The sequence below is a fragment of the Aquimarina agarivorans genome, from assembly GCF_000218485.1.
In the GTDB taxonomy this organism is placed as follows: domain Bacteria; phylum Bacteroidota; class Bacteroidia; order Flavobacteriales; family Flavobacteriaceae; genus Aquimarina; species Aquimarina agarivorans.
This window is the reverse complement of the sequence record NZ_AFPB01000059.1, coordinates 16,102-28,453: the sequence shown is the minus strand read 5'-3', so window position 1 is coordinate 28,453 and position 12,352 is coordinate 16,102. Positions and strand designations below refer to the sequence as shown.

Genomic DNA, 12,352 nt, shown 5'->3' with positions numbered 1-12,352 from the left:
TAACGCGATATATTTTTACTAAATTTAATAAATTATAGGATGTTAAATCAACTTTTGAGACACTGCAAAGCTTAAAGTTTACCTAAAATTCAAATTTCAATTTTTTCAAAGGTTTTGCAATAACTTTTACTTAAAACTATTTTTCCCACTATTTCCACCTAACGCAAAACTGCTTTTCAAATCCCATAAATAGCTTTTGAATTTTGAGTGGTCACCTCAGCAATTTCTGAAACAGGTAATTGATAAATGGCTGCTAATTTTTCAGCAATAGTAACAATATGTGTTGGCTCATTGCGCTTACCGCGAAAAGGTGTTGGCGCCAAGTAGGGCGCATCTGTTTCTAATACAATGTCTTTCAGACTAATTTCATTTAAAAATCGGTCAATTTTTCCGTTTTTAAAAGTTGCCACCCCTCCAATGCCTAATTTTAAACCGCAAGCAATCGCTTGCTTTGCTTGCTTTAAAGTTCCCGTAAAACAATGAAAAATTCCGTTTAATTCAGAACTTTTATGAGCTTCAAGTATTTCAAAAGTTTCATCAAAAGCATCTCTGCAATGTATATTTATTGGTAAATGGTGCTTTTTGGCTAGTTCGATTTGTTGTTCAAAAGCCTGTTTTTGCTCTTCTACGTAAGTTTTATCCCAATATAAGTCCATTCCTATTTCACCCACTGCACAAAATTGATGTTGTGCCAATTGCTGTTCTACATGTGCTAATTCCTCCAAATAATTATCTTTAACATGCGTTGGATGCAATCCCATCATTAAAAAAACGTGTTCTGGGAATGCCTTTTTCACCTCCAACATACTGTTGGTAGTTTCTGAATCAACTGAAGGCACAAACAATCGTGAAACGCCTTTGTCAATAGCACGCTGTATCATTTCATGCCTATCTTCGGCAAAAGCCTCACTATTTAAATGTGTATGGGTATCGGTAAAAATCATGCTTCAAAAATAACAATTTTCAAAGCAGCTGAAAGACACAAATGACAAAGAAAATTAAGATTTGAATGCTCCTAAATTTCCAATTTAAAATAAGTTTTGATAATAGTTTTTATGATTTGTTCTTCGCGTTCAGTAAGTGCCGTTGCATGGTTGCACTGATAGATCTTCCTTAACTCATCATATAAATTTTTTATTTCTTCTTCAGAAATATCATTATCACCTATATATTTCCTAATTTTTCTACGGCTTACCATGCTTCGATCCTCCAGTATTTGCTCCAAGTGCGCTTCAAATTTGTGCTCGCCAACACTGTCAATAATCAATCGACGCTTTTGATTTCCCTGAACATTTTCAGAAAAACTAAAATAGAGTAGAAAGTAGGTTTTAAAATCTAAATAGTTCCACATAAAATACTTAATTGCAAATACTTTCCTAAACCAATGTTAAGCAACAGTATTAAAATTCAACCTTTTAAATTAACAGTTGGGTTTAAATTTTAACATACAATTCAATTCGTAAAAAAAACACTGTTAATTTAACAAAAAGAAGTAAACAACTAAATAAAAATAAATATTTTATTGAATATCAACACTTTAAATCTAAAAAAATATCGTTTAAGCAGGCTATTTCATTAAAAAATTATAGTAAAACCCGTTAGCATTTAGTTTAAATTTCGCTTTTGCATAAAAAAAAGCTTTAACAATTGTTCGCAATCATCAGCCAAAACACCACCAATAAGCGTAGTTTTAGGATGCAATTGAGTCCCCATGGCTTTACAACCCCGCTTTGGATCTGAGGCTCCATAAACTACTCTTGAAATTTGACTCCAATACAAAGCACCAGCACACATTTGACACGGCTCCAATGTTACATACAGCGTACAATCCCGTAAATACTTTCCTCCTAAAAAATTTGCTGCTGCTGTTATTGCTTGCATTTCAGCATGAGCCGTAACATCATTAAGTAATTCCGTTAAATTATGTGCTCGAGCAATAATCCTGTCCTTAATAACAATAACTGCGCCCACAGGAATTTCATCCTTGTCAAAAGCCTCCTCCGCTTCCTGTAATGCTTTTTTCATGTAGTACGTATCATCAAACACTGATTCCATAATGAAGTTTTTTTTAAAAGTAATTCAAATTTTACAGAATTTAATTCCATTCGGGCTTATTAGCTTTTTCCAGCACACTATAAAATCAATAACTAAAAAACCAAATTAGATTTAATTGTGTTGTGAAACTTCTTTCTTTTAAAAAAAGGTTTTTGTTAAGATACAAAACACGACACCTGTTAAAAAAAGTAACTTCTTTAAGATATATAGTTTTAATGAACTATTGGAATCTTGATTTAAGAATATCATGTAAAGCACGCACTAAAATAACACTTGAGAACGGTAATACCTGTTAAAACACCTATTTTTGTAATATGCATACACTGTTACATTCAATTCAATCGCCTGATGATTTGCGAAAACTCGACAAAAAAGAGTTGCCTCAATTAGCTAAAGAGTTGCGAAACTTTATTATCGACATTGTTGCTACTAAAGAAGGACATTTAGGAGCCAGTCTTGGTGTTGTTGAATTAAGTATTGGTTTGCATTACTGCTACAATACCCCTATAGATAATCTGGTTTGGGATGTAGGACACCAAGCTTATCCACATAAAATTTTAACAGGTCGAAAAGCCATCTTTGAGACTAATAGACAACTCAATGGCATTAGCGGCTTTCCAAAGCGAAATGAGAGTGATTACGATGCTTTTGGCACTGGACATTCCTCTACATCCATTTCTGCTGTTTTAGGTATGGCCTTAGCATCTAAAATAAAAACGAAAACAGCAAACAACATATTGCTGTTATTGGTGATGCTTCTATTGCTAGCGGGATGGCATTTGAGGCTTTAAATCACGCTGGTGTTGCTAATGCTAACTTAACAATTGTTTTAAATGACAACGCAATTGGCATTGACCCTAGTGTTGGTGCCTTAAAAAATTACTTAACCAAAGCAAAAAAAGGAGTTTTTCACAGTCAACCAAATATTATTGAAGCGTTAAACTTTAAATATATTGGCCCCATTGATGGTCATGATATTGATGAAGTTATTTTGCATTTGGAACAATTAAAAAACACTCCTGGTCCAAAGTTACTCCATATAATTACTACCAAAGGCAAAGGACTTAAAAAAGCAGAAGAAGATCAAGTGCGCTATCATGCCCCAGGGAAATTTGATGCTAAAACTGGAGAACTCATTCCCAAAAACACTTCACCTGCGCCTCCGAAATTCCCTGAAGTATTAGGAAGTAGCTTGATTGAATTGGCAGCAAAAAACAACAAAATTGTTACACTAACTCCAGCCATGCCTACAGGTAGTGGCTTAAATCAATTAATGCAACAGTTCCCAGAGCGCACTTTTGATGTGGGTATTGCTGAGCAGCATGCTGTAACATTAGCCGCAGGAATGGCCACTCAAGGCTTGCTTCCTTTTTGTGTAATTTATTCTACCTTTTTACAACGCGCCTACGATCAATTCATTCATGATGTTGCATTGCAAAACTTGCCCGTTATTTTTTGTATTGATCGCGCAGGCTTAGTCGGACACGACGGCGCTACACATCATGGTGTGTTTGATATCGCTTACCTGCGATGTATTCCAAACATTATTATTGCGGCTCCAGCAGATGAAATTATTTTTAGGAATTTACTCTACACCGCCTCACTTGGTTTACATCAACCTATAGCTATTCGTTATCCAAGAGGTCGAGGGATTCATTTAAACTGGAAAACCCCTTTTGAAAAAATTAGTATCGGCAGAGGCAAAAAGCTGTCTAACGGTACAAATTTAGCTGTTTTAAGCATTGGAAAAATGACCCAACAAGTACGTAGTGCCATTGATCAATCCGCTCATGATGTAGCTCATTTTGATATGGGATTTGTAAAACCATTAGATACCAAACTTCTCACGCAAGTGTTTAAAAACTACACAACAATTATAACTATTGAAGACGGAGTTACCAAGGGTGGTTTTGGATCAGCCGTACTGGAAGAAGCTCAATTGCATAATTACAAAGGAAAAATTAAGCTCATGGGAATTCCTGATCGTTTTATTGATCATGGTAGTACCGAAGAATTATATCAGCTTTGTGGATTGGATGTAAAAAGCATTTGCGCTACTATCAATAAATATTCCACCTAATTATATATATGCAATGTCCCACAATGAAAGTTACTTTATGCTATGAAATAGCAAACTCAAAATCAGATAAATATCAAGATTAAAACAATCTATAAAATCAAATCCGATATTTTTATTAATTTGTTACATAAATTAAATAATACACGCTCTAATGAGATTACTGTCTTTTAAAAAAACTATTACATTTTTTACTTTTTGCATTTCAACCTTTTGCGCATTTGCACAACCTAGCCCACCTGAAGGAAAAAAATGGGAAATTGTAGCAAACTTATCCGATGAATTTGATCATTGGGATGACAACAAATGGCGCACTGTACTTTGGGATTATCCTGTACCAAATAAAATGAAGGCTGAAAACTCAGGAGTAACTGACGGAAAGTTGTGGATAAGGGCTTGTGTTTCTTCTGACGATACTACTGACAGGTGGTTTGAAACCTCTAGAATCTACGGAAAAAACAAAATTTCATTTCCAATGTATATTGAGTGCAGTATGAAAACAGCCCATATTTCCGCTTACAATACATTTTGGTTAAATAACGGAAATGCCGAGGGCAGAGACGAAATTGATATTTGTGAAAACATGTCAAACCCTATCAATAATGATCCAAAATTACCTTACTTAATGCAATCGCAATATTTCATTGTCGAAAATAGCAAAGAAGAACGCAGTGTAAGGGTACACCCAGAAGCAAAAGATAATTTTGATAGAGTAGCTGACTTTGATAACAGAAAACTTTCGAATTCAAATCCTGCAAAAGGAAAAAAATGGAATGAAGATTTTCAGACTTTTGGCTTGTATTGGAAAGATGCACACACAATGATTTATTACATAAATGGTGAACAGACAGCAATTGACACTTCAAAATCAAAATTCACCAGGGAGTTGGATGTTATTTGGGATTTATGGACACACGATCACGATGGCGGCTTTGAAACAAAAGAAAGACTCAAAAATATGAGTCAAAGTGATAGAACAATGTATGTTGACTTTGTGCACACTTATACTTTAACAGATAAATAGTTTAATTAGCTTAAACTGTTCTTAACAATATTGTCTAAACTATAAAATAAGAGTTATTTTTTTGCTTTTATCCTCTATTTAAATGTACACTTTTATTAGTACCATTTTTTTTTAAACATCAAATAATCTGAGCTCAAGAGCATGAACAATACTTCCGACAACATTCAGCCATTTAAACAAGAAGTTAAGAAAACTCTTAAAGCTCAACGTCAGTTTTATGATACGAACGCTACAAAATCAATTGCGTTTAGAATTGATCAGTTAAAAAAACTTAAGGAGATACTTAAAAAAAATGAAAGCAACCTTCATAAAGCTATTTATGAAGATCTTAAAAAATCTGAATTTGATAATTTAACTACTGAAATACTTCCTATTTATAGTGAAATTGACTACACTATAAAAAACTTAAAAAAGTGGGCAAAACCTAAACGGGTTAAAACAAACCTTTTAAACATACCTTCTAAAAGCTACATCATTTCGGAACCACTAGGCACTTCATTAATTATAAGTGCTTGGAACTTTCCATACAATTTAGCATTCATCCCGCTTGTAGGCGCTATAGCTGCTGGAAACACGAGTATTTTAAAGCCTAGTGAAATGGCTCCAGCTACTAGTGCTATTATGGCTCAACTAATTAACGATAACTTCCCTTCGGATTACCTAAACGTTATTCAAGGAGGCATTCCAGAAACTAGTGCACTATTAAAACAGCGTTTTGATAAAATTTTCTTTACAGGAAGTCCGCAAGTTGGAAAAATTATAAACCAAGCTTCAGCACCTCATTTAACCGATGTTACTTTAGAACTTGGCGGAAAAAATCCTGCTATTTTTACCCAAGATTGCGCGTTGAACATTGGTGTAAAACGTATGGTGGCTAGTAAATTTTTAAATGCGGGACAAGTTTGCATTGCCCCTGATTATGTACTGGTTCAAAAAAGTATCAAAGAAAAATTTTTAGCACGAGTAATCTCCGAAATTAACAAACAAAATTACAGTATTGAAAATGGAAATTTTGTTCAACTAATTAACGATAAAAACTTTGATAGAGTCGTTTCTTTAATTGATTCTCAAAAAGTGTTTTATGGGGGTAATTATATTAAAGATACCCGTTTTATTGAACCCACTATACTTACTGATATAACTATTGATGACGCTGTAATGCAAGAGGAAATCTTTGGCCCAATATTACCGGTTATTGAATATGACACTATTGATGAAGCCTTTGCTATAATCAGAAAAATTGATAAGCCTTTGTCTGCTTACTTATTTTCAAACAATAAAACTATTAAAAAACGTTTTCTGAATGAAATTTCTTTTGGCAATGGAGCCATTAATGACTGCATAATGCAGTTTACTAATCACCATTTGCCTTTTGGAGGGGTTGGTAATAGCGGCACAGGGAGTTATCATGGTAAATTTAGTTTTGATTGTTTTTCTCATCAAAAAGCTATTTTAAGTAAATCTACATGGATTGAACCCAATCTTAAATATTATGAACATACTGATGCTAAAATGAAGATTATTAAAAAATTGTTTTAGAAACCTACACACTTTCCAACTATTAGGAAAATTTACTTTTTTGTAATAACTATTAGTCTAAAATTTTATGGAAGTTTCAGTAACACAAATAGGAAATCCTAGAGGAATACATTTTAGTAAAACCATCCTCGAAAAATATAATATAAAAGATAAAGTTGATTTAATTCTTGGAAAAGGATGGGATGATGCTTTTAAAGAAATGAGCGCAAATGGTGATGACAAACTATTATTTAATGATGTTTTTGAAGATGAAACTTTTGAAGAATGGAATTAAATCAATATGAAATTGTCCTAGTCAACCTAAACCCAACTGTAGGTAGCGAAATAAACAAAACACGTCCTTGCGTTATTATTTCTCCAAATGAAATGAATAAACACCTTAGGACAATTATCCTTGCTCCAATGACTACTAGTTCTAAAATGTATCCCACAAGAATTGAAATAAAATTAGATGGATTGTTGTCGATAAAATAAGAACAATTGATAAAAGTAGAATTATCAAAAAAATAGGACGCATGAGTAATCCAGAAATCACAGCTCTAAAATCTGTTCTCAAGGAAACCTTTGTGGATTAGAATTCTATGAATACAATCACTAAATTTGTAATTCCAAAACTTAAATTTGATTCATGTACTTAATATTTGATACTGAAACTACAGGTTTACCTAAAAACTTTAAGGCGCCAATTACGGATACTGACAATTGGCCTAGATGTATTCAAATAGCATGGCAATTACATGACGAATTAGGAAATTGTATTGAACACGAGGATTATTTGGTACAACCCGAAGGTTTTAATATTCCGTACGATGCCGAAAAAATTCACGGAATATCTACCGAATTAGCAGAAAAAGATGGTATTCCTTTAGCCGAAGTATTAGAGAAATTCAATGCCGTACTAGCCAAATCAAAATTTGTAGTCGGTCAAAATGTAGGCTTTGATGTAAATATCATGGGCTGTGAGTTTTACCGTAATGGAGTAGAAAGTCTTATGGCTAGCTTACCTGTACTGGATACCTGTACCGAACATACCGCTAGTTTATGTCAAATTCCTGGTGGACGTGGTGGTAAATTCAAACTACCTACCCTTACCGAGCTACACCAATATTTATTTGGTACTGCCTTTGGCGAAGCCCATAATGCTACTGCTGATGTGGAGGCTACCACCCGTTGTTTTTTAGAATTGATACGTAAACAACAATATAGTATTGAGCAATTAGGTGTTGACAATCACTATTACACCCGTTTTAAAGAAGCCAATCCCGATCCTTTTAAACTGATAGGTTTAAAGCACATCAACCTTAAAAAGGCTTCTGAAAAAATTAGAAAAGAGCTTGAAAAATCACTAATTGATGATCACCTTTCTGATGCTGATTTAAGTAATAATCTAGCTTCGCTCGAAACCGCCAATTTTGCTCATTTACACAATCACACGCAATTTTCCATATTACAATCTACCATTAGTGTACCCGATTTAATCAAAGCTACAGCCAAGCATAAAATGCCTGCTGTTGCCATGACGGATCATGCTAATATGATGGGGGCTTTTCATTTTGTAAATGGAGTAATTAATCATAATAAAGGGGTAAAATCCCGAAACGAGGAAAATCAAGCTCGTTTTGAAGCCACTCAAAATGGTACTTTAGCCGAAGGTCTAGAACCTTTACATGAATTGCCTGAACCTGAATTAGAGATCACGCCTATTGTTGGTTGTGAGTTTCAAGTATGTGAGGATCACACCAACAAATCGGTAAAGGATAATGGCTACCAAATTGTCATGTTTGCCAAAAACAAAAATGGCTATTTAAACTTAGCTAAAATGTCGTCCATTGCCTTTGTTGCTGGTAAATACTACGTGCCTCGTATTGATAAAAAAGTGATTGAACAATACAAGGAAGATGTTATTGTACTCACAGGAAATCTTTACGGAGAAGTTCCTAGTAAAGTATTAAATATTGGAGAAAAGCAGGCCGAAGAAGCCTTAATTTGGTGGAAAGATACCTTTGGCGATGATTTATATATCGAATTAATGCGTCACGGACAGGAGGATGAAGACCGTGTAAACCAAGTATTAATTCAATTTGCAAAAAAACACAGCATAAAACTTGTTGCTACCAATAACACCTATTATTGTGATAAGGAAAACGCCCATGCGCATGATATTTTATTATGTGTAAAAGATGGCGAAAAACAAGCCACACCTATTGGTCGTGGACGTGGTTACCGCTACGGATTACCTAATCAGGAATACTATTTTAAGTCCTCTGAGGAAATGAAAAAACTGTTTCAGGATATCCCTGAAGCGATTACCAATATTCAGGAAATTATAGACAAGGTGGAAACCTTTACCTTGGCCAGAGATGTCCTTTTACCTGCCTTTGATATTCCTGAAGAATTTCAGTTTGAAGAAGATAAATTAGATGGTGGCAAACGTGGTGAAAATAAGTTTTTACGTCATATTACCTACGAGGGTGCTAAAATTCGTTATGGCGAAATTACTCCTGAAATTGACGAACGATTAGATTTTGAGCTTAAAGTAATTGAAAAAACAGGTTATCCTGGATACTTCCTTATTGTTGAAGACTTTATACGTGCTGCTCGAAAAATGGATGTTTCGGTGGGTCCCGGACGTGGATCGGCAGCTGGATCCGCGGTGGCTTATTGCTTATGGATTACCAATTTAGACCCCATTAAATACGACTTACTTTTTGAGCGTTTTTTGAATCCGGATCGTGTGAGTATGCCCGATATTGATATTGACTTTGATGATGAAGGTCGAGGTCGTGTTATGGACTATGTAATTGATAAATATGGCGCCAATCAGGTGGCACAAATTATTACTTACGGTACCATGGCGGCAAAATCATCCATACGCGATACCGCGCGTGCTTTAGATTTACCGTTAATGGAAGCCGATCGGATGGCTAAACTGATTCCGAATATGTCTAAGCTTAATAAAATTATTGGTATAGATGAGGCTACGCTAAAAAAGAAATTCAATAATGAAGAGCTTTTAAAAATAAATGAGCTTGTCAATATTTCGGAAGGAGAAGGTTTAGAAGCCGAAACCCTAAATCAGGCTTATATTTTAGAAGGTTCGGTTCGTAACACTGGAATTCATGCCTGTGGTGTGATTATTACACCCGATGATATTACCAAATTCGTTCCCGTGGCTTTGGCCAAGGATTCAGAAATGTACTGTACTCAGTTTGACAACTCGGTGGTGGAAGATGCGGGTCTGTTAAAAATGGACTTCTTAGGGCTAAAAACTCTTACCCTAATTAAAGACACTGTAAAAATTGTAAAAGCAAAACATGGTGTAGAATTAGATCCGGAAAACTTCCCGCTTGACGATGTAAAAACCTACGAGTTATTCCAACGTGGAGAAACCGTTGGGGTGTTCCAATATGAATCTCCTGGAATGCAAAAACACATGAGATCCTTAAAACCAACCGTTTTTGCTGATCTTATTGCGATGAACGCCTTGTACCGTCCGGGTCCTATGGAGTACATTCCTAGTTTTATCGCGCGAAAACATGGGGATGAAGAAATTGTTTATGACCTTGACGCTTGCGAGGAGTATTTAGCAGAAACCTATGGTATAACCGTGTATCAGGAGCAAGTAATGTTGCTTTCGCAGAAGTTAGCCGATTTTACCAAAGGTGAAGCTGATGTACTGCGAAAAGCCATGGGAAAAAAACAAAAACATGTACTGGATAAAATGAAGCCCAAATTTTTGGAACAAGCGTCGGCCAAAGGGCATGCTGTGGAAACTTTGGAGAAAATTTGGAAGGACTGGGAGGCTTTTGCATCCTATGCTTTTAACAAATCGCATTCCACCTGTTACGCTTGGATTGCCTACCAAACTGCCTATTGCAAGGCGCATTATCCTGCCGAATATATGGCTGCGGTACTTTCCAACAACATGAACGACATTAAGCAGATCACCTTTTTTATGGAAGAGTGTAAGCGCATGGGACTAGAGGTTTTAGGTCCAGATGTGAATGAATCTTTCCATAAATTTTCAGTAAACGAACAAGGTGCTGTACGTTTTGGTATGGCAGCTATTAAAGGTGTGGGTAGTGGTGCGGTTTCCACTATTGTAGAAAACAGAAAGGAAAACGGAAAATTCAATTCTATTTTTGACTTAGCAAAACGTATTGATCTGCGCGCCGCTAACAAAAAAGCTTTTGAAAGTTTGGCGCTTGCTGGCGGATTTGACTCATTAGGAAGTACCCATAGAGCCCAGTTTTTTCATGATGAAGGTACGGGTGCTACTTTTTTAGAAAAAGCCATTAGATTTGGCAGTAAATTTCAGGAAAGTAAAAATTCCGCACAAGTAAGTTTGTTTGGCGAAAGCAGTCAAGTACAAATTCAAGAACCTATTGTGCCGCCATGCGAGGAATGGGGAACTATGGAAAAACTTGCCAAAGAAAAAGAGGTGGTTGGTATTTATATTTCAGGACATCCCTTAGATGATCACAAACATGCCTTGAAACATTTTTGCAGCGGTAAATTACAGGATTTTCAGGATTTAAATAACGTTGTCAATAGAGAAATTTCATTTGGAGGAGTGGTAACTTCCGTAGACCACCGAACATCAAAAGCAGGAAAAGGCTGGGCAATGTTTACCATTGAAGATTATGATATGGCTTTTGAATTTCGTGTTTTTGGTGAAGAATATTTACGCTTTAGACCATTTTTGATACAAAATACATTTGTGTACGTAAAGTCATTTATTAAAGAAGGTTGGATTCAAAAAGACACTGGCAAGCGCGGAGAACCAAGAATTCAATTCAATAATTTTATGTTATTACATGACGTTATTGAACAATTTTCGCGCAAGCTAACTCTACAATTGAGTGTTAATGATTTAAACGATTCCTACATTGATAATTTACACGAAACCATAACCAAATTTTCGGGCTCAAAAAGTTTAAATGTACAAGTATTTGAACCTAAGGAAAAGGTACAGCTTACCATGCCTAGCCGTAAGCTAAAAATAGATATCAATAGCGAGCTATTGGAGTGGTTAGAAAAAGAACAGGTATATTTTAAATTAAACTAATCAAGCTTAGTGCAATAATAAACACTGTGATTAAAATAATTTAATGACACATCATGCAGTCAGCGTACATATGCTGTTAAATTATTTTAGTCAATTAAGGCAATATTTTAGTGTATCTCGGCGCTCAAACCTGCATCTAATAAAGCAATACACCTGGGTTCCAAATCTTTATACTCCCCCGTTTTAACACCACACTTACCCCTATAATGCACTAACATGGCACATTGTTCGGCCTGTAAAGGCTGATGTTCGCAAACACGAATAAGCGTATCAATTACATGATCAAAAGTATTTACATCATCATTAAATAATATGATTTGATTGTACCGCTCTTTTTTTGTTTTAGTAACTTCTTTTTCTAAAATTTGAATATCACAATCTTCAGTCATAACTAGCAATTTTTTTATTTTTTCAAATGAAAAGTATTCGAATATTTTTCTTTTTTTTTCAAAAATCAAACCAACTCTACACTAATTTTTACTTATAATTAAAAAATTCTTTTTCATAAAATCATCTAAAAGCAAAAATTATTCTAAAGCTTAAATACTTAGTTTTATAAACAAATTAATAACTTAAAATAAAATTTATT

The 12,352-nt window shown here is 34.8% G+C and carries 10 protein-coding genes and 1 pseudogene; 7 read left to right on the top strand and 4 right to left on the bottom strand.

The annotated features are described in order from the left end of the window. Positions 1–176: 176 nt before the first annotated feature. The 3 genes from GMC_RS0102320 to GMC_RS0102310 all read right to left on the bottom strand — a co-directional run bounded on the left by GMC_RS0102320 (position 177) and on the right by GMC_RS0102310 (position 2,055). On the bottom strand, positions 177–944 hold the full coding sequence (locus GMC_RS0102320; RefSeq protein WP_010520618.1) for a TatD family hydrolase: 768 nt from the start codon (positions 942–944) through the stop codon (positions 177–179). Positions 945–1,015: 71 nt separating this feature from the next. Next, positions 1,016–1,351 (bottom strand): hypothetical protein, encoded by a 336-nt coding sequence (locus GMC_RS0102315; RefSeq protein WP_010520617.1) that lies wholly within the window; start codon positions 1,349–1,351, stop codon positions 1,016–1,018. 254 nt (positions 1,352–1,605) lie between these two features. Further along, positions 1,606–2,055, bottom strand: a complete 450-nt coding sequence (locus GMC_RS0102310) for a nucleoside deaminase (RefSeq protein ID WP_010520616.1) — start codon at positions 2,053–2,055, stop codon at positions 1,606–1,608. Between the two features lie 314 nt (positions 2,056–2,369). On the opposite strand from GMC_RS0102310, the pseudogene GMC_RS18755 reads away from it, so the two are divergent. The 7 genes and pseudogenes from GMC_RS18755 to dnaE all read left to right on the top strand — a co-directional run bounded on the left by GMC_RS18755 (position 2,370) and on the right by dnaE (position 11,763). After that, positions 2,370–4,135 (top strand): annotated as a pseudogene (locus GMC_RS18755) (1-deoxy-D-xylulose-5-phosphate synthase). Between the two features lie 151 nt (positions 4,136–4,286). Then, a complete protein-coding gene (locus tag GMC_RS0102300; protein WP_010520613.1) occupies positions 4,287–5,156 on the top strand; it encodes a LamG domain-containing protein in 870 nt (289 codons plus the stop codon). 141 nt (positions 5,157–5,297) lie between these two features. Continuing rightward, positions 5,298–6,695: an aldehyde dehydrogenase gene (locus GMC_RS0102295; RefSeq protein WP_010520612.1), complete on the top strand. Its 1,398-nt coding sequence runs from the start codon at positions 5,298–5,300 to the stop codon at positions 6,693–6,695. Between the two features lie 67 nt (positions 6,696–6,762). Further along, entirely contained in the window at positions 6,763–6,969 is a 207-nt protein-coding gene (locus GMC_RS0102290; RefSeq protein ID WP_010520611.1) for a hypothetical protein, read from the top strand. Beyond that, the gene (locus tag GMC_RS18750) at positions 6,960–7,169 is read left to right on the top strand and encodes a type II toxin-antitoxin system PemK/MazF family toxin (protein WP_010520610.1); all 210 of its coding nucleotides are present in this window, start codon (positions 6,960–6,962) and stop codon (positions 7,167–7,169) included. The genes GMC_RS0102290 and GMC_RS18750 overlap by 10 nt, the downstream gene beginning before the upstream one ends. Then, complete coding sequence (locus tag GMC_RS23160; protein WP_438829876.1) at positions 7,142–7,270, top strand: type II toxin-antitoxin system PemK/MazF family toxin; 129 nt, start codon at positions 7,142–7,144, stop codon at positions 7,268–7,270. Before GMC_RS18750 ends, GMC_RS23160 begins: the two co-directional genes overlap by 28 nt. A 53-nt stretch (positions 7,271–7,323) precedes the next feature. Next, on the top strand, positions 7,324–11,763 hold the full coding sequence (dnaE, locus tag GMC_RS0102280) for a DNA polymerase III subunit alpha (protein WP_010520609.1): 4,440 nt from the start codon (positions 7,324–7,326) through the stop codon (positions 11,761–11,763). A gap of 107 nt (positions 11,764–11,870) precedes the next feature. Here dnaE and GMC_RS0102275 read toward each other — a convergent pair whose 3' ends face one another. Next, the gene (locus GMC_RS0102275; protein WP_040472332.1) at positions 11,871–12,152 is read right to left on the bottom strand and encodes an ATP-dependent Clp protease adaptor ClpS; all 282 of its coding nucleotides are present in this window, start codon (positions 12,150–12,152) and stop codon (positions 11,871–11,873) included. Between the last annotated feature and the right edge of the window lie 200 nt (positions 12,153–12,352).